Annotated in this window: 10 protein-coding genes, 25 tRNA genes and 3 rRNA genes; 6 read left to right on the plus strand and 32 right to left on the minus strand. The window is 40.8% G+C overall.

The window, feature by feature from the left end; genetic code table 11:
• Positions 1–93: 93 nt before the first annotated feature.
• The 3 genes from fusA to rpsL form a co-directional block, all read right to left on the minus strand.
• The gene (gene fusA, locus BW732_RS06085) at positions 94–2,178 is read right to left on the minus strand and encodes an elongation factor G (RefSeq protein WP_077275940.1); all 2,085 of its coding nucleotides are present in this window, start codon (positions 2,176–2,178) and stop codon (positions 94–96) included.
• A 74-nt stretch (positions 2,179–2,252) separates the two neighbouring features.
• Complete coding sequence (gene rpsG, locus BW732_RS06090) at positions 2,253–2,723, minus strand: 30S ribosomal protein S7 (RefSeq protein WP_077275941.1); 471 nt, start codon at positions 2,721–2,723, stop codon at positions 2,253–2,255.
• A gap of 47 nt (positions 2,724–2,770) precedes the next feature.
• Entirely contained in the window at positions 2,771–3,184 is a 414-nt protein-coding gene (gene rpsL, locus BW732_RS06095) for a 30S ribosomal protein S12 (RefSeq protein ID WP_077275942.1), read from the minus strand.
• Between the two features lie 286 nt (positions 3,185–3,470).
• Here rpsL and rpiA point away from each other — a divergent pair, with 286 nt between their 5' ends.
• Positions 3,471–4,151: a ribose-5-phosphate isomerase RpiA gene (gene rpiA / locus BW732_RS06100; protein ID WP_077275943.1), complete on the plus strand. Its 681-nt coding sequence runs from the start codon at positions 3,471–3,473 to the stop codon at positions 4,149–4,151.
• A gap of 21 nt (positions 4,152–4,172) precedes the next feature.
• Entirely contained in the window at positions 4,173–4,859 is a 687-nt protein-coding gene (gpmA, locus tag BW732_RS06105; protein ID WP_077275944.1) for a 2,3-diphosphoglycerate-dependent phosphoglycerate mutase, read from the plus strand.
• Between the two features lie 45 nt (positions 4,860–4,904).
• Here the strand turns inward: gpmA and brnQ are convergent, their stop codons facing one another.
• The 29 genes from brnQ to BW732_RS06250 all read right to left on the minus strand — a co-directional run bounded on the left by brnQ (position 4,905) and on the right by BW732_RS06250 (position 13,481).
• Positions 4,905–6,257 (minus strand): branched-chain amino acid transport system II carrier protein, encoded by a 1,353-nt coding sequence (brnQ, locus tag BW732_RS06110; RefSeq protein ID WP_126844507.1) that lies wholly within the window; start codon positions 6,255–6,257, stop codon positions 4,905–4,907.
• 70 nt (positions 6,258–6,327) lie between these two features.
• Positions 6,328–6,399, minus strand: a tRNA-Glu gene (locus BW732_RS06115).
• Between the two features lie 41 nt (positions 6,400–6,440).
• Positions 6,441–6,528, minus strand: a tRNA-Ser gene (locus BW732_RS06120).
• Between the two features lie 13 nt (positions 6,529–6,541).
• Positions 6,542–6,615: transfer RNA gene (locus BW732_RS06125), tRNA-Ile, on the minus strand.
• Positions 6,616–6,630: 15 nt separating this feature from the next.
• Positions 6,631–6,701: transfer RNA gene (locus BW732_RS06130), tRNA-Gly, on the minus strand.
• A gap of 14 nt (positions 6,702–6,715) precedes the next feature.
• A tRNA-Phe gene (locus BW732_RS06135) sits at positions 6,716–6,788 on the minus strand.
• Positions 6,789–6,793: 5 nt separating this feature from the next.
• A tRNA-Asp gene (locus BW732_RS06140) sits at positions 6,794–6,866 on the minus strand.
• A 3-nt stretch (positions 6,867–6,869) separates the two neighbouring features.
• A tRNA-Met gene (locus BW732_RS06145) sits at positions 6,870–6,943 on the minus strand.
• An 11-nt stretch (positions 6,944–6,954) separates the two neighbouring features.
• Positions 6,955–7,044: transfer RNA gene (locus BW732_RS06150), tRNA-Ser, on the minus strand.
• A 10-nt stretch (positions 7,045–7,054) separates the two neighbouring features.
• Positions 7,055–7,126 (minus strand) — tRNA-Glu (locus tag BW732_RS06155).
• A gap of 41 nt (positions 7,127–7,167) precedes the next feature.
• A tRNA-Ser gene (locus BW732_RS06160) sits at positions 7,168–7,255 on the minus strand.
• Between the two features lie 13 nt (positions 7,256–7,268).
• Positions 7,269–7,342, minus strand: a tRNA-Ile gene (locus BW732_RS06165).
• A gap of 15 nt (positions 7,343–7,357) precedes the next feature.
• A tRNA-Gly gene (locus BW732_RS06170) sits at positions 7,358–7,428 on the minus strand.
• 5 nt (positions 7,429–7,433) lie between these two features.
• Positions 7,434–7,506, minus strand: a tRNA-Asp gene (locus tag BW732_RS06175).
• Positions 7,507–7,509: 3 nt separating this feature from the next.
• A tRNA-Met gene (locus BW732_RS06180) sits at positions 7,510–7,583 on the minus strand.
• 11 nt (positions 7,584–7,594) lie between these two features.
• Positions 7,595–7,684, minus strand: a tRNA-Ser gene (locus BW732_RS06185).
• Positions 7,685–7,719: 35 nt separating this feature from the next.
• Positions 7,720–7,793 (minus strand) — tRNA-Ile (locus BW732_RS06190).
• Positions 7,794–7,806: 13 nt separating this feature from the next.
• Positions 7,807–7,880, minus strand: a tRNA-Met gene (locus BW732_RS06195).
• A gap of 9 nt (positions 7,881–7,889) precedes the next feature.
• Positions 7,890–7,963 (minus strand) — tRNA-Pro (locus tag BW732_RS06200).
• Positions 7,964–7,975: 12 nt separating this feature from the next.
• Positions 7,976–8,049 (minus strand) — tRNA-Arg (locus BW732_RS06205).
• Positions 8,050–8,060: 11 nt separating this feature from the next.
• Positions 8,061–8,146: transfer RNA gene (locus BW732_RS06210), tRNA-Leu, on the minus strand.
• Positions 8,147–8,157: 11 nt separating this feature from the next.
• A tRNA-Gly gene (locus BW732_RS06215) sits at positions 8,158–8,229 on the minus strand.
• 12 nt (positions 8,230–8,241) lie between these two features.
• Positions 8,242–8,314: transfer RNA gene (locus BW732_RS06220), tRNA-Thr, on the minus strand.
• Between the two features lie 12 nt (positions 8,315–8,326).
• A tRNA-Leu gene (locus BW732_RS06225) sits at positions 8,327–8,408 on the minus strand.
• Positions 8,409–8,413: 5 nt separating this feature from the next.
• Positions 8,414–8,486: transfer RNA gene (locus BW732_RS06230), tRNA-Lys, on the minus strand.
• A 10-nt stretch (positions 8,487–8,496) separates the two neighbouring features.
• Positions 8,497–8,569, minus strand: a tRNA-Val gene (locus BW732_RS06235).
• A gap of 19 nt (positions 8,570–8,588) precedes the next feature.
• Positions 8,589–8,704, minus strand: a 5S ribosomal RNA gene (gene rrf, locus BW732_RS06240).
• Between the two features lie 85 nt (positions 8,705–8,789).
• Positions 8,790–11,701: ribosomal RNA gene (locus tag BW732_RS06245) — 23S ribosomal RNA — on the minus strand.
• Between the two features lie 224 nt (positions 11,702–11,925).
• A 16S ribosomal RNA gene (locus BW732_RS06250) occupies positions 11,926–13,481 on the minus strand.
• The 16S, 23S and 5S rRNA genes sit together here with 25 tRNA genes alongside, the layout of an rRNA operon.
• A gap of 491 nt (positions 13,482–13,972) precedes the next feature.
• Here BW732_RS06250 and croR point away from each other — a divergent pair.
• From croR to BW732_RS06270, 4 genes are all read left to right on the plus strand, one after another.
• Positions 13,973–14,659: a response regulator transcription factor CroR gene (croR, locus tag BW732_RS06255; protein WP_077275945.1), complete on the plus strand. Its 687-nt coding sequence runs from the start codon at positions 13,973–13,975 to the stop codon at positions 14,657–14,659.
• Complete coding sequence (locus BW732_RS06260; protein WP_077275946.1) at positions 14,649–15,806, plus strand: sensor histidine kinase; 1,158 nt, start codon at positions 14,649–14,651, stop codon at positions 15,804–15,806. Before croR ends, BW732_RS06260 begins: the two co-directional genes overlap by 11 nt.
• A 92-nt stretch (positions 15,807–15,898) precedes the next feature.
• Entirely contained in the window at positions 15,899–17,197 is a 1,299-nt protein-coding gene (locus BW732_RS06265) for a serine hydrolase (protein ID WP_077275947.1), read from the plus strand.
• A gap of 42 nt (positions 17,198–17,239) precedes the next feature.
• A complete protein-coding gene (locus BW732_RS06270) occupies positions 17,240–18,538 on the plus strand; it encodes a serine hydrolase domain-containing protein (RefSeq protein ID WP_077275948.1) in 1,299 nt (432 codons plus the stop codon).
• Positions 18,539–18,557: the final 19 nt, after the last annotated feature.

An 18,557-nucleotide genomic window follows, 5' to 3' on the forward strand; every position in this document is an offset into this window, starting at 1 on the left:
TTTATAATAATATATTGAGGAAGGAATAAAAGCAACTCCTATTCCTTCTACCAATATATTTTACATGATAATGTTCGCTTTTCCTAGTCTAAACTAGTTAGCAGAACCACCATTTTTCTTAATAATTTCTTCTTGAATAGATTTAGGAACGTCTTCATAATGATCAAATACCATCATGAATGTACCACGACCTTGTGTTGCAGAACGTAATGTAGTCGCATAACCGAACATTTCAGCTAATGGCACAATCGCGTTAACGATTTGTGAATTTCCATGAGCTTCCATACCTTCAACACGTCCACGACGAGCTGTAACGTGACCCATGATATCACCTAAGTATTCTTCAGGAACAGTAATCGTTACTTTCATCATTGGCTCTAAAATAACTGGATTTGCTTTTTTAGCAGCAGCTTTTAATGCCATAGACGCAGCCACACGGAATGCTGTCTCATTTGAATCGACATCATGGTAAGAACCATCATAAAGTTTTGCTTTAATATCCACTAATGGATAGCCAGCTAATACCCCAGAGTTCATTGAGTCGCTTAAACCTTTTTCAACTGCAGGAATGTATTCACGTGGAACCACACCACCGACAATTGCATTTTCAAACTCGAAGCCTTTTCCTTCTTCATTTGGTGTGAATTCAACCCATACGTGACCGTATTGACCTTTACCACCAGATTGACGAACGAATTTACCTTCAGCTTGACAGCCAGCTCTGAATGTTTCACGATATGACACTTGTGGCGCACCAACGTTAGCTTCAACGCGGAACTCACGGCGCATACGGTCAACTAATACATCTAAGTGAAGCTCACCCATACCAGAGATAACTGTTTCACCAGTTTCTACGTTAGTTTCAACGCGGAATGATGGATCTTCTTCAGCAAGCTTTTGAAGAGCCACACCCATTTTATCTTGGTCAGCTTTTGATTTTGGTTCAACAGCGACTTGGATAACTGGTTCTGGGAATTCGATTGATTCAAGGATAACTGGTGCATCTAAAGCACATAATGTGTCTCCAGTTGTTGTATCTTTAAGACCAACAGCTGCAGCAATATCACCAGAGTAAACTTGGTCAATTTCTAAACGTGTATTCGCGTGCATTTGTAGAATACGACCAATACGTTCTTTTTTGCCTTTAGAAGCATTTAAAACGTATGAACCACTTTCTAATACACCAGAATAAACACGGAAGAATGTTAGACGACCTACGAATGGGTCAGTCATAACTTTAAAGGCTAATGATGAGAAAGGAGCGCTATCGTCAGCTGGACGAGTTACTTCTTCTTCAGTTTTTGTATCGATACCTTTAATAGCTTCAACATCAGTTGGTGCTGGTAAGTAATCTAAAACAGCGTCTAGCATTAACTGAACACCTTTGTTTTTGAAAGCTGAACCAGCCATTACAGGGAAGAATTCAACATTGATAGTCGCACGACGAATACCAGCTTTTAATTCTTCGATTGTAATTTCTTCACCATCTAAATATTTCATCATTAATTCTTCATCAGTTTCAGCTACTGCTTCAACTAATTTTTCACGCCATTCAGTTGCTAAATCCATATATTCTTCAGGAATTTCAGTTTCTTGAATGTCAGTACCTAAATCGTTTGTATAGATTTCTGCTTTCATCGTAATCAAATCAATAATTCCAGTGAAGTTCTCTTCAGAACCGATTGGTAATTGAATTGGATGAGCATTTGCTTGCAAACGATCGTGAATTGTTTTTACAGAATATAAGAAGTCTGCACCGATTTTATCCATTTTATTACAGAATACGATACGTGGAACTTTATATTCAGTTGCTTGACGCCATACTGTTTCAGTTTGAGGTTCTACTCCAGATTGTGAGTCTAGTACTGTTACCGCACCATCCAATACACGTAAAGAACGTTGTACTTCAATTGTGAAGTCCACGTGTCCTGGTGTATCAATAATGTTTACTCGGTAACCTTTCCACTGAGCAGTTGTCGCAGCAGAAGTAATTGTGATACCACGTTCTTGTTCTTGTTCCATCCAGTCCATTTGTGATGCACCTTCGTGCGTTTCACCAAGTTTATGGATTTTACCAGTGTAATACAAGATACGTTCAGTTGTTGTTGTTTTACCAGCATCAACGTGAGCCATGATACCAATATTACGAGTTTTTTCTAGTGAAAACTCTCTTGCCATTCTTTGTTACTCCTCTCTCTACTTAAGTTCATTTAAATTGTACTTTTTTTAGCGAGACACTAAAAAAGAGGATTCTACCAACGATAATGCGCGAATGCACGGTTAGCTTCAGCCATTTTATGCACGTCTTCACGTTTTTTAACAGATGAGCCAGTATTATTAGCAGCATCCATAATTTCTTTAGCTAGACGTTGCTCCATAGTGTGCTCTCCACGTAGACGAGAATAGTTTACGATCCAACGTAATCCTAATGTAGAACGGCGATCTGGACGTACTTCAACGGGTACTTGGTAGTTAGAACCACCAACACGACGAGCTTTAACTTCTAAAACAGGCATAACATTTTCCATTGCTTGTTCGAAAACTTCTAATGGATCATTCCCTGTAGATTCTTTAATAATATCGAAAGCATCATAAATAATGCTTGAAGCAACACCACGCTTACCGTCGATCATTACACGGTTGATTAAGCGAGTTACTAATTTTGAGTTATACATCGGATCTGGTAATACATCGCGTTTTGTAACAGGACCTTTACGAGGCATGTGTACTCCTCCTTCCAAAAATTTGTTTTATTTATCTTTTATGTTGACTATTTTTTAGGGCGTTTTGTTCCGTATTTAGAACGACTTTGTTTACGATCAGTTACACCAGCAGTATCTAACGCACCACGAACGATATGGTAACGTACCCCTGGTAAATCCTTAACACGTCCTCCACGGATTAAAACAACACTATGTTCTTGTAAGTTATGGCCAATCCCTGGGATATAAGCTGTAACTTCAATCAAGTTTGATAAACGAACACGGGCATATTTACGTAACGCAGAGTTAGGTTTTTTAGGTGTCATCGTACCCACACGTGTACATACACCACGTTTTTGTGGAGAGTTCACATTTGTTTGAGATTTTTTGAAACTATTATAACTCTTACCTAAAGCTGGAGAGTTAGATTTTGTTATTTTAGATTTACGAGACTTGCGTACTAATTGATTAATTGTAGGCATGGTAATTCCTCCTTCCTGAAAAACATTTGTAGACCCACACATCCAGGTGGTTCTTTTTTTTAGTTAAAAAATTAATGCAAGAACTGCTTGCATAAAATTATGCGTCAGTCATCATGTCTCACATGAGACCTGTGTTTCAAGCACCTTCGTAACTATAACATACATAAATTAAAATAGTCAACACAAAAAAACAAAAAAATTTTATTTCTTTTTACTTTGAATATGCTTACAATAGATATGGCAACAAAATACAAATACGATAACTAATTTTGGAGGGTATGCAAGCATGAATTTAAAGCAAGCAGTCGGGATTGAATCAGCAAAATATATCAAGGATGGGATGGTTGTCGGTCTAGGAACCGGTTCAACTGCCTACTATATGGTGGAAGAAATTGGGCGTCGTGTCAAAGAAGAAAATTTACAAATCATTGGCGTTACCACATCTAAAGCCACAGAGACTCAAGCATTAGCTTTAGGTATTCCTTTACGAAGTATTGATGAAGTTGAGCACGTTGATATTACAATCGATGGAGCTGATGAAATCTCAACAGACTTTCACGGTATTAAAGGCGGTGGCGCAGCATTACTATTTGAAAAAATTGTCGCAACGTATTCTGATAAAGTTATTTGGATTGTTGATGAATCAAAAATGGTCGAACATTTAGGTAAATTCCCACTACCAGTTGAAGTCATTCCATATGGTAGTCAACAATTATTAAAAAAATTCCAAGAAAAAAACTTAAATCCTAAGATTCGTCTAACATCTGATGAAAAACCATTGCTAACTGACAGTAAAAATTATATCATTGATTTGTACTTAGAAAAAATCAGTAATCCAACAGAATTAGCTGAATGGCTCGATCATCAAGTTGGTGTTGTGGAGCATGGCTTATTCTTGGATATCACGACATGCGTCATCGTTGGATCTGAATCTGAAGGTGTCAAAACTATCAACGTGTCGCGTTAACCTAGAAAGGGATGGTTATTTATGAAAAAATTAGTCTTTGTACGTCATGGTTTAAGCGAATGGAATGCGTTAAACTTGTTTACAGGTTGGGAAGATGTCGATTTAAGTGCTGATGGTGTGAAAGAAGCCAAAGAAGCCGGTCGTAAAATCAAAGAAGCGAATATCCGATTTGATATTGCTTATACCTCTTACCTTAAACGTGCCATTAAAACCTGTCACTATGTGCTAGAAGAATGTGACCAAATGTGGTTACCTGAAGTCAAATCTTGGCGTTTAAATGAACGGCATTATGGGGCACTTCAAGGACTAAATAAACAAGAGACTGCGGATAAATATGGTGAGGATCAAGTACATCAATGGCGTCGTTCTTACGATACATTACCTCCACTAATTTCACCAGATGATCCAAAATCTGCAATAAATGACCCTAAATATGCTTTGCTTGATAAAAAAGTAATTCCTGGTGGTGAAAACCTCAAAGTAACATTAGAACGTGCCCTACCATTTTGGGAAGATCATATTGCACCGTCATTAATTAAAGGTGACACAGTACTCGTTGCTGCTCACGGTAATTCACTTAGAGCATTAGCAAAACACATTGAAAATATTTCTGATGATGATATTATGGGTCTAGAAATCCCTACAGGGCAACCACTTGTTTATGAACTAAATGATGATTTAACACTATATCGCAAATATTACTTATAATAAATAAAAGTCTACCAACGAAATAACTTTCGTTGGTAGACTTTTTTAAGCATCTTTTTTAAGTTGATAGTGACTAATAATTAAACCAACTAATAAACCAAGACAAGCAAATGGCACCCAACTTAAACCTAAACGAAACAACGGTAAATAATGATCCGCAAAAGACAGGATATTCATTAATATCGGGTACCTTTGAATAAATGTTTTGGGCAGTGCATTAATACAATCGATACTCGATGCGACCAACGTAAAAAGTGTTACTGTACGATAGATTACAGGACGTCTATCAAAAATATGAGCTCCAAGTGACATTAAAATTAGTGTCATTGCTAAAGGATAAATAAACATCAGAACAGGAATAGAAATTGCAATAAGTCGCGTTAAACCAAAATTAGAAATAATAAATGAACTGGTTAAAGCAATAACTACAAATGTGACATAATTCACTTTCGGATATAATAAGTCAAATGTTTTAGCAAATGCTGTAGATAAACCGATAGCAGTTTTAACACAAGCGATCAAAACAATAATCGCTAATAAAAAACTACCAAAATTGCCTAAATAATAGTGTGAGATTTGGGCTAGCGTAATACCTCCATTAGCATTAACAGAAAATTCACCTAAACTCATGGTTCCAGTTAATGATAACAATGTATAAAGAACCCCCATGATGACAATACCAATCATTCCTGCTTTTGATAACTCGAGAGCAATATATTTAGGTTGCTTAATACCCAATGATTTCATGCTATCAACAATAATCGTACCAAAAGCTAGTGCTGCTAAGGCATCAAGTGTATTGTACCCAGCTGTAAAGCCAGTTAAAAATGCATGATTTTGATATCCGCCTTGTATACTAGCATGAGTGATGGATCCCATTGGTTTGAGAAAAGCAAATAAAAGAATAATAGCTAACAAAATTAAAAATAACGGGGTTAAAAATTTACCAATATAATCCAAAATTCTACTAGGTTTACGTGAAAAAAACCAAACAACGCTAAAGAAAATTAATGTAAAAGCCAATAAACTAATGATTTGATAATCTGATTTAACGAATGGTGCGAAACCGACCTCAAAAGATGTAGTTGCTAGTCTAGGTAGCGCAAATAATGGACCAATAATTAAATAGAGAATTGTGGTTAATATCTTAGCATAGCGAGGTCCAACACGATTACCTAAATCCATTAAACTTTCGCTATCTGACGTTCCAAATGCTACGATTCCTAAAAATGGTAAGCCAATACCAGTAACCAAAAATCCCATGTTCGCTAACAAGACATTTGCCCCAGCCTCTTGACCAATTTGAATCGGAAAAATGAGGTTACCTGCTCCAAAAAATAAACCAAATACCATCATACCGATGTACAGTCGTTCTTTCATTGTTAATTTTAGTTTCACGTATTACAACCTCCTAATGAAATATAAAAAAAATAAGCTCAAAATTGATTTACACAATTTTGAGCTTATATGACCCGTACGGGAATCGAACCCGTGTTACCGCCGTGAAAGGGCGGTGTCTTAACCGCTTGACCAACGGGCCTAGATAAAAAATATTTTATTATTAATAGAGAAAACTTAATATGGAGAAGGAGGGATTTGAACCCTCGCGCCAGTTTCCCGACCTACACCCTTAGCAGGGGCGCCTCTTCAGCCACTTGAGTACTTCTCCATCCTTAAAATAATGGGCCTAAATGGACTCGAACCATCGACCTCACGCTTATCAGGCGTGCGCTCTAACCAGCTGAGCTATAGGCCCTAATTTTTAAAGAAAAGCGGGTGACGAGAATCGAACTCGCGACAACAGCTTGGAAGGCTGTAGTTTTACCACTAAACTACACCCGCTTAATGGATTTGGATGGCGCAGGACAGAATCGAACTGCCGACACACGGAGCTTCAATCCGTTGCTCTACCAACTGAGCTACTGCGCCTAAAACGGTCCCGACGGGATTTGAACCCGCGATCTCCTGCGTGACAGGCAGGCATGTTAACCCCTACACCACGGAACCTAATTGCGGAGGCAGGATTTGAACCTACGACCTTCGGGTTATGAGCCCGACGAGCTACCAGACTGCTCCACTCCGCGATATTTTTAAAAGGAGGATAAGGGATTCGAACCCTTGCGTGCTTTTACACACCTGACGGTTTTCAAGACCGTTCCCTTCAGCCGGACTTGGGTAATCCTCCGAAATGCTAATGACCCGTACGGGAATCGAACCCGTGTTACCGCCGTGAAAGGGCGGTGTCTTAACCGCTTGACCAACGGGCCAGACTGAATAAATTAAGTTAAATTAATGATATAAATCATTATGGAGAAGGAGGGATTTGAACCCTCGCGCCAGTTTCCCGACCTACACCCTTAGCAGGGGCGCCTCTTCAGCCACTTGAGTACTTCTCCATCCTTAAAATAATGGGCCTAAATGGACTCGAACCATCGACCTCACGCTTATCAGGCGTGCGCTCTAACCAGCTGAGCTATAGGCCCTAATTTTTAAAGAAAAGCGGGTGACGAGAATCGAACTCGCGACAACAGCTTGGAAGGCTGTAGTTTTACCACTAAACTACACCCGCTTAAACGGTCCCGACGGGATTTGAACCCGCGATCTCCTGCGTGACAGGCAGGCATGTTAACCCCTACACCACGGAACCTAATTGCGGAGGCAGGATTTGAACCTACGACCTTCGGGTTATGAGCCCGACGAGCTACCAGACTGCTCCACTCCGCGATATTTTTAAAAGGAGGATAAGGGATTCGAACCCTTGCGTGCTTTTACACACCTGACGGTTTTCAAGACCGTTCCCTTCAGCCGGACTTGGGTAATCCTCCATAATATTAGCAAAAACCATACAATTCCATAACAATGGACCTTGTAGGACTCGAACCTACGACCGCCCGGTTATGAGCCGGGAGCTCTAACCAACTGAGCTAAAGGTCCAAGTTATAAATTATCGCGGCGGAGGGGATCGAACCCCCGACCTCCCGGGTATGAACCGGACGCTCTAGCCAGCTGAGCTACACCGCGTAATTAAAATCGGGAAGACAGGATTCGAACCTGCGACCCCTTGGTCCCAAACCAAGTGCTCTACCAAGCTGAGCTACTTCCCGTAAAAAAGGTGACGCACCCAAGAGGAGTCGAACCCCTAACCTTCTGATCCGTAGTCAGACACTCTATCCAATTGAGCTATGGGTGCTTAAAAAGCAATGCCGAGGACCGGAATCGAACCGGTACGGTGATCACTCACCGCAGGATTTTAAGTCCTGTGCGTCTGCCAGTTCCGCCACCCCGGCTGGAACATAAAAGCGGAAGACGGGGTTCGAACCCGCGACCCCCACCTTGGCAAGGTGATGTTCTACCACTGAACTACTTCCGCTTAGAAATAGAATGCCGGCTAAAGGACTTGAACCCTCGACCCTCTGATTACAAATCAGATGCTCTACCAACTGAGCTAAGCCGGCTGTAACTTCTTATGCGGGTGAAGGGACTTGAACCCCCACGCCGTAAGGCGCTAGATCCTAAATCTAGTGCGTCTGCCAATTCCGCCACACCCGCAAAAATGACCCGTACTGGGCTCGAACCAGTGACCCTCTGATTAAAAGTCAGATGCTCTACCAACTGAGCTAACGAGTCTAATTTAAAATGGAGGTTGACGGGATCGAACCGCCGACCCCCTGCTTGTAAGGCAGGTGCTCTCCCAGCTGAGCTAAACCTCCAAAAAAAATACTTATAAATGCGTGGCAACGTCCTACTCTCACAAAGAGAAACCCTTCACTACCCTCGGCGCTAAGAAGCTTAACTGCTGTGTTCGGCATGGTTACAGGTGTATCCTTCTTGCCATCGCCACCACACTTCTATAAGTGTTCTATTTAATTAAGTGATTGCTCACTCAAAACTGGATTTGAAGTTATCATTAACATAAGTGACACCGTTTATTTGGTTAAGTCCTCGATCGATTAGTACTAGTCCGCTCCATACATCACTGTACTTCCACTCCTAGCCTATCTACCTGATCATCTCTCAGGGATCTTACTTTCTTAAAGAAATGGGAAATCTCATCTTGAGGGGGGCTTCACGCTTAGATGCTTTCAGCGTTTATCCCGTCCATACATAGCTACCCAGCAATGCCCTTGGCAGAACAACTGGTACACCAGAGGTATGTCCATCCCGGTCCTCTCGTACTAAGGACAGCTCCTCTCAAATTTCCAACGCCCGCGACGGATAGGGACCGAACTGTCTCACGACGTTCTGAACCCAGCTCGCGTGCCGCTTTAATGGGCGAACAGCCCAACCCTTGGGACCGACTACAGCCCCAGGATGCGACGAGCCGACATCGAGGTGCCAAACCTCCCCGTCGATGTGAACTCTTGGGGGAGATAAGCCTGTTATCCCCAGGGTAGCTTTTATCCGTTGAGCGATGGCCCTTCCATGCGGAACCACCGGATCACTAAGCCCGACTTTCGTCCCTGCTCGAGTTGTAACTCTCGCAGTCAAGCTCCCTTTTGCCTTTACACTCTTCGAATGATTTCCAACCATTCTGAGGGAACCTTTGGGCGCCTCCGTTACATTTTAGGAGGCGACCGCCCCAGTCAAACTGTCCATCTGACACTGTCTCCCGCCACGATAAGTGGCGCGGGTTAGACTGGTCATAACACAAGGGTAGTATCCCACCAATGCCTCCCTCGAAACTAGCGTTCCGAGTTCAACGGCTCCTACCTATCCTGTACATGTGTCACAAACAGTCAATATCAAACTACAGTAAAGCTCCATGGGGTCTTTCCGTCCTGTCGCGGGTAACCTGCATCTTCACAGGTACTAAAATTTCACCGAGTCTCTTGTTGAGACAGTGCCCAAATCGTTACGCCTTTCGTGCGGGTCGGAACTTACCCGACAAGGAATTTCGCTACCTTAGGACCGTTATAGTTACGGCCGCCGTTTACTGGGGCTTCAATTCTGAGCTTCGCTATTGCTAACCCATCCTCTTAACCTTCCAGCACCGGGCAGGCGTCAGCCCCTATACGTCATCTTTCGATTTTGCAGAGACCTGTGTTTTTGATAAACAGTCGCTTGGGCCTATTCACTGCGGCTAAACTTGCGTTTAGCACCCCTTCTCCCGAAGTTACGGGGTCATTTTGCCGAGTTCCTTAACAAGAGTTCTCTCGCTCACCTTAGGATTCTCTCCTCGACTACCTGTGTCGGTTTGCGGTACGGGTCGTTTGCTTCTAACTAGAAGATTTTCTTGACAGTGTGATATTGGAACTTCGGTACTAAATTTCCCTCCACATCACAACTCGTCCTTAGAGGTGTAAGCATTTGACTCACACCAAGACTTGTTGCTTATACGCACATATCCAACAGTGCGCTTCCGTAACCTCCTGTGTCCCTCCATTGTTCAAACAAAACAAACGAGTACAGGAATCTCAACCTGTTGTCCATCGCCTACGCCTATCGGCCTCGGCTTAGGTCCCGACTAACCCTGGGAGGACGAGCCTTCCCCAGGAAACCTTAGTCATTCGGTGGACAGGATTCTCACCTGTCTTTCGCTACTCATACCGGCATTCTCACTTCTAAGCGCTCCACTAGTCCTCACGATCTAGCTTCAACGCCCTTAGAACGCTCTCCTACCATAGAACCAAAGGTTCTATCCACAGTTTCGGTAATATGTTTAGCCCCGGTACATTTTCGGCGCAAGGGCACTCGACTAGTGAGCTATTACGCACTCTTTAAATGGTGGCTGCTTCTAAGCCAACATCCTAGTTGTTTGTGCACCCTCACATCCTTTTCCACTTAACATATATTTTGGGACCTTAACTGGTGGTCTGGGCTGTTTCCCTTTCGACAATGGATCTTATCACTCACTGTCTGACTCCCGGATATAAATGAATGGCATTCGGAGTTTATCTGAATTCGGTAACCCAAGACGGGCCCCTAGTCCAAACAGTGCTCTACCTCCATCATTCTTAATTCCGAGGCTAGCCCTAAAGCTATTTCGGAGAGAACCAGCTATCTCCAAGTTCGATTGGAATTTCTCCGCTACCCACACCTCATCCCCGCACTTTTCAACGTACGTGGGTTCGGTCCTCCAGTGCGTTTTACCGCACCTTCAACCTGGACATGGGTAGGTCACATGGTTTCGGGTCTACAACTACATACTACGTCGCCCTATTCAGACTCGCTTTCGCTACGGCTCCGCTTCTTCAGCTTAACCTCGCATGCAATCGTAACTCGCCGGTTCATTCTGCAAAAGGCACGCCATCACCCATTAACGGGCTTTGACTTTTTGTAGGCACACGGTTTCAGGTTCTATTTCACTCCCCTTCCGGGGTGCTTTTCACCTTTCCCTCACGGTACTGGTTCACTATCGGTCACTAGAGAGTATTTAGCCTTGGGAGATGGTCCTCCCGGATTCCGACGGAATTTCTCGTGTTCCGCCGTACTCAGGATACTCATAGGTGTGTTGTCAATTTCGTCTACGGGGCTTTTACCCGCTCCGGCTGACCTTTCCAGGTCGATTTGACTATTCACAACAGCTACCACAGCTGAGTCCTACAACCCCAATGAGCAAGCTCATTGGTTTGGGCTGTTTCCGTTTCGCTCGCCGCTACTAAGGAAATCGATTTTTCTTTCTCTTCCTGCAGGTACTTAGATGTTTCAGTTCTCTGCGTCTACCTTCTATTAGCTATGTATTCACTAATAGATAATACCCTATAAAAGGTATTGGGTTCCCCCATTCGGAAATCTCCGGATCAAAGCTTACTTACAGCTCCCCGAAGCATATCGGCGTTAGTCCCGTCCTTCATCGGCTTCTAGTGCCAAGGCATCCACCGTGCGCCCTTATTCACTTAACCTTTTCTAACCTAATGGTTAGATCTTTTTTGTTTGTATCAAACAGCGATATCTGATACAAACAACGCTTCACAACTTACGTTGTGTCACGCAGTGTACTTAATTTATGTTGATGTCTAACTTCAACTATCCAGTTTTCAATGAACAAATCAATAATGTTTGAGAGTAAACCTCTCAAAACTGAACAAAGTAAATTCAACCAATGTGTTTCCGTAATTATCCTTAGAAAGGAGGTGATCCAGCCGCACCTTCCGATACGGCTACCTTGTTACGACTTCACCCCAATCATCTATCCCACCTTAGGCGGCTGGCTCCCGAAGGTTACCTCACCGACTTTGGGTGTTACAAACTCTCGTGGTGTGACGGGCGGTGTGTACAAGGCCCGGGAACGTATTCACCGTGGCATGCTGATCCACGATTACTAGCGATTCCGGCTTCATGTAGGCGAGTTGCAGCCTACAATCCGAACTGAGAACAGCTTTAAGAGATTAGCTAAACCTCGCGGTCTCGCAACTCATTGTACTGTCCATTGTAGCACGTGTGTAGCCCAGGTCATAAGGGGCATGATGATTTGACGTCATCCCCACCTTCCTCCGGTTTGTCACCGGCAGTCTTGCTAGAGTGCCCAACTAAATGATGGCAACTAACAATAAGGGTTGCGCTCGTTGCGGGACTTAACCCAACATCTCACGACACGAGCTGACGACAACCATGCACCACCTGTCACTTTGTCCCCGAAGGGAAATCTCTATCTCTAGAGTGGTCAAAGGATGTCAAGACCTGGTAAGGTTCTTCGCGTTGCTTCGAATTAAACCACATGCTCCACCGCTTGTGCGGGCCCCCGTCAATTCCTTTGAGTTTCAGCCTTGCGGCCGTACTCCCCAGGCGGAGTGCTTAATGCGTTAGCTGCGGCACTGAAGGGCGGAAACCCTCCAACACCTAGCACTCATCGTTTACGGCGTGGACTACCAGGGTATCTAATCCTGTTTGCTCCCCACGCTTTCGAGCCTCAGTGTCAGTTACAGACCAGAGAGTCGCCTTCGCCACTGGTGTTCCTCCATATATCTACGCATTTCACCGCTACACATGGAATTCCACTCTCCTCTTCTGCACTCAAGTCCTCCAGTTTCCAATGACCTTCCTCGGTTGAGCCGAGGGCTTTCACATCAGACTTAAAAGACCACCTGCGCTCGCTTTACGCCCAATAAATCCGGACAACGCTTGCCACCTACGTATTACCGCGGCTGCTGGCACGTAGTTAGCCGTGGCTTTCTGGTTAGATACCGTCAAGGTGAGAACAGTTACTCTCTCACTTGTTCTTCTCTAACAACAGAGTTTTACGATCCGAAAACCTTCTTCACTCACGCGGCGTTGCTCGGTCAGACTTTCGTCCATTGCCGAAGATTCCCTACTGCTGCCTCCCGTAGGAGTCTGGGCCGTGTCTCAGTCCCAGTGTGGCCGATCACCCTCTCAGGTCGGCTATGCATCATGGTCTTGGTAGGCCGTTACCTCACCAACTAACTAATGCACCGCGGGCCCATCCACCAGTGACACCGAAGCGTCTTTTATCCTGTCGCCATGCGGCAATAGGAATTATGCGGTATTAGCACCTGTTTCCAAGTGTTATCCCCCTCTGATGGGCAGGTTGCCCACGTGTTACTCACCCGTCCGCCACTCACTTTTCTCGGTGGAGCAAGCTCCGGTGAGAAAAGTGCGTTCGACTTGCATGTATTAGGCACGCCGCCAGCGTTCGTCCTGAGCCAGGATCAAACTCTCAATAAAAGTATGATAACATCTTGCGATGTTTAGCTCATTTAAAAATTTTGCTAGCGAATGTTTCTATTCACTTTAAATATGGTTTGTTTTTACTATTGTAAAAACGCCCTACACATTTGGTTTGTCTTACTTTGTTCAGTTTTCAAAGGTCTAAACTTTTTTAATATTTGTTGTCGTAACAACTTTTATATCATATCAACTTTAAAACATATTGTCAATACTTTTTTTATTTTTTTATTTTGTCGCTTTATTTATTAATTAGTGCGACTAGAAGATAATACCATGATTACAACATATTCGTCAACACTTTTTTTAAATATTTTTTTGAAGCTGTTTTTTTAATCGTTTCAAAATTAGCAACGTGATTAATATACTATGATTTGCCAACAATGTAAATACAAAATTTTATTTTTTTCTATTTACCACGTTTTTTTGATACAATTAAGTTAGTTTTATAACTAATTTTAGACCAAACATAGAAAATTGGAGGAAACGGTATGAAAATCTTAGTAGTTGATGATGATAAAGAAATTGTAGAATTACTTAGTATTTATATACAAAATGAAGGGTACGAAGTGGTAAAAGCTTACAATGGAAAAGATGCTTTAAGCAAGATTATTACTAGCTCTGATATTGATTTAATGATTTTAGATATTATGATGCCAAAAATGGATGGTATGGAGGTTGTAAAGGAACTAAGAAAAGAATCGCAAATTCCAATTATTATGCTAACTGCCAAAACTACTGATATGGATAAGATCCAAGGACTAATTGCGGGTGCAGATGACTATGTAACAAAACCATTCAATCCTTTAGAAATAATGGCCCGTGTTAAATCCTTACTACGTCGTTCTAACATGCAAGTCAAATCTGATGAACCTGATGTTCTCGAAGTTGGTTCTTTAATCATTAAGAAAGATTCACACGAAGTTGAAACCGATAGCGGAAAAAAAATTCAATTAACTGCTTTAGAATTTGGTATTCTATACTTATTAGCTAGTCACCCAAATCGTGTCTTTAGTGCGGATGAAATTTTTGAACGCGTATGGCAGCAAGAAAGTCTAGTTTCAGCAAAAACCGTTATGGTTCATGTTAGTCATCTACGTGATAAAATCGAAGAAGCAACGAATGGCGAGAAAGTAATTCAGACAGTTTGGGGAGTTGGCTACAAAATTGAAGGATAATACAAATAGAATAAAAAATAAAATTACTCTGACTTCTAAAGAAAAAAGTGAGCTTCTTATAGAAGGAATTGTAACAATTATTCTATTGATTCTTTTAAACTTAGCTGTCTATATGTTGGTTATTCAGTTTGCAGAAACAAACCAGCCTATTGAAGCAATGCTGTTTAACATTAAAGAATCCATTTACAATACCTTCTATATTGATCATCCTTATTCACTTAAACTCCTAATTATTTCATTTATGGGTTTAATTGATGTCTTTGTTTTATTTTGGCGCCTGATTCGGCGTTATAAACAAATGCAACAAGCTCATATTATTAGTGAATTGCATTATATTTCAAGTGGTCACTACAATCATCGGATTCCATTTCAATTAAATGGTGACTTAGGTCGCTTAATCAATAGCATTAATGCCTTAGTTGATAGTACCGTCAAAGCTATTGAAGATGAACGTTTGATTGAACAATCCAAAGATGAATTAATTACAAATGTCAGTCATGACATACGGACACCGCTGACATCCATTATTGGCTATCTTGGCTTAATTGAAGATGGCCAATATCAATCAACTGATGACTTACTAAAATATACTCATACGGCTTATTTAAAATCCAAACAAATGAAACTTTTAGTTGACGATCTTTTTGAATATACGAAAGTCAGGCAAGCCGATACACCACTGAACACTATGACATTCAATATGAGTCAATTACTTGAACAACTAGTCATAGAATACGAATTAGAGTCAACAAAAAATCAAATCCCAATCGAATTAACGATTGAATCACCTAATTTGATAATGGAAGGTGATACGGAAAAACTTGTTCGAGTGTTTGATAATCTACTATCCAATGCTTTCAAATATGGTTTAGATGGCTCTAAAATTGTTATTATGGCTAAAAAAGTAGATCAGATGCTTATTATAGAAGTCAAAAACAATGGTCAAGAAATTCCACAGGAAGCATTGGAACACTTGTTCGATCGTTTTTATCGTGTAGAAGAGTCACGTTCACTCCAAACAGGTGGGTCTGGACTAGGTCTAGCTATTGCTCAAAGTATTGTCGAACTACACCACGGTGAAATCTACGCGACTTCTGCCAATGGTTGGACGTCCTTTATCATTAAGTTACCCTTAAAAAACTGGTAAATTACAACTAAAAAAAACCTAAATTATATCAAATTTAGGTTTTTTTTGCTATATTACCTTATGTAACTTAACAGAAAGGACGAATTTATTAAATGACTTTTTTAAAGAAATCTGTCCACCTATTATTAGCTATTGTGTTATTGACTACTTTCATACTTATTCCATCTTCTTCTAGTTTAGCTAAAACAAATACCAATCAAGCTGAACCCGTTACTATTTATGCTAAAGCAGCTATGGTCACTGACATAGAAACAGGAAAAATCCTCTACGCTAAAAATATTGACGAAGCGCTTGGTATTGCATCTATGACCAAATTAATTACCGCCTATTTAGTTTATGAGTCAGTCGCTAATGGACAAATCAATTGGACCGATCAAGTCAAGATTAGTGATAGTCTCATTAAAACGACTGAGAATCCTGAATTATCCAATGTTCCACTTTACAAAAATCAAACTTATACCGTTCAAGATTTATTATACGCATCATTAATTAGCTCGGCGAATGCTGCAACCTCTGCCCTTGCTGAATTTATTAGCGGTTCCGAACCAAAATTTGTGGATCAAATGCGTGCAAAAATGACAGAATGGGGAATTACCGATTCATTTTTAATTAGCTCATCTGGTCTTGGGACAATGTTTTTAGAAAATGGAAAGTATCCGGGCTCTCATGATGATGACGAAAATCGATTATCTGCTCGAGATATGACAATCGTTGCTGAACATTTACTAGCTGATTATCCAGATGTGTTGGCCATTACCAAATTATCAGAATACATATTGTTTAATGGAACTAAAAATCAAACGCTACTCACCAATTCAAACTATATGTTACCTAATATGCCTTACTACTATGCAGGTGTTGATGGCCTAAAAACTGGTACAACTGATTTAGCAGGTGCCTGTTTCATTGGAACCATTGAAAAAGATGGTAGACGCTATATTTCAGTCGTGATGGGAGTAGATGAGGAGCATAATCGCTTTATTGAAACACAAAAAATGTTAGATTATGTTTTCCAAACTTGGGTTTACCAACCTGTTGTGACTCAAGGTCAATCAGCTGTCGAACCTACTATGCCTGTCAATCTAGGTAAAGAAGCAACGGTTCCATTAAAAACCGATCAAACGGTTAGTGCTTGGGTTAACACGAATCAGGCAGAAGCATCAGTTGATGTCAGTTTCGAACCAAAATCAAGCTACACTAATGGCTTAAATGCTCCGGTCAAAGAAAATAAATTGGTTGGCTATGAACGAATTCAATCTGCTGACCGATTGGGATTCCTACACCCTCAACAAAATAAAGTAACTCATGTTCCTGTCAAAACAGCGCAATCTATCGAAAAAGTAAACTTTTTTGTCGAAGTTTGGCACAAGGTACGCAACTTCTTTCACTAATTCAATACGAATAAACTGATACTTAAGGTAGGTAAATACTATATGACCAATAATTCTCGTGTCGATTATGATAAATTAAAGAAGAAATACAAACGTCGTCGCTTTTTTTCGCTTATAGTTGGGTTGATTTTCGGCTTAATTATTGCCTTTAATATTTATTATTGGCTGCCATTAATCCAAAAAAAAATTGATATACCTGCCATTCCACAAGCTGTCATCGCAACTAGTTCAAGCGAAAAAACTAAACAAAGCTCTAGTACAATTGACTCATCAATGACGAATAAGCAAGAAACAGAAACAACAACTAGCACCTCTTATGAACCGAGATTAAACACCAAAAACACGCAAATCTCGGCTTTTTATAAGCCTTTATCGGAATCAATAGATAACCAATTAACTGAGGCAAATATTTCTGGAACATTTCTTGGTGTTAAGAACAACCAAATTGTGCTCTATAAATCCTATGGAGAAGCAGCTAAACAACAAGCTAATCCGCTAGAAAGTTCTTATATGATTGCTTCATTACAGAAATCTGTCACTGCTGTTTTGATTATGTCGCTGATTCAAGAGAATAAATTAAAATTGGATACGCCTCTATCTGAATTTTATCCAGATATTCCAAGTAGTAATCAGATTACCATTGACTCAATGCTGTCAATGACTTCTGGACTAGAACTAGACGATGATAATCGACCAAATTCTCAAAATTCTAGTGATATACTTGATTTTGCCATAAAAAATGTGACACATGAACCACAAAATAAATGGTCCTATTCCTATGTTAACTACACTTTACTAGCAGGAATAGTCGAAATTTTATCGCATAAACCTTATGAAGAATACACACAAGAAAAAATTATCTCACCGTTGAATCTTAAACATTCTTTCTTCTATAATACTCAATCAAAAGAACAAACATTGATTGATACTTATAGTAAAGATAATAATGGAAAACTAAGCAAAAATAATATAAAAAAATCTGCCTACATCAATGAGCTAGGAACCGGTAATCTCGCTATGTCGGCTGAAGATTTTTTAATCTTTATTCAAGCAGTTATTGATGGGACACTATTGGATAGTAATGAAGTCATTGCAATGTGGACGCCAAATCCAACAACTTTTAACTATACTTACAAGAGTGGCTTTTATCATAAAGATAATTATCTATATGGTCATGGCTTATTTCATGGCTATGAACCGACTGTCTATATAAGTGAAGATGGCAGTGATGCCGTTATCTTTTTCGCTAATATGTATCAACCAGATAAATTAAATACTAACTTAGTCCAAGATATTTACCAACAGATAATTGCTCCCTACACTGGTCCTACAGCACAATAACACTAATTGACACATCAGA

The sequence above is a fragment of the Vagococcus penaei genome (assembly GCF_001998885.1).
In the GTDB taxonomy this organism is placed as follows: Bacteria; Bacillota; Bacilli; order Lactobacillales; family Vagococcaceae; genus Vagococcus; species Vagococcus penaei.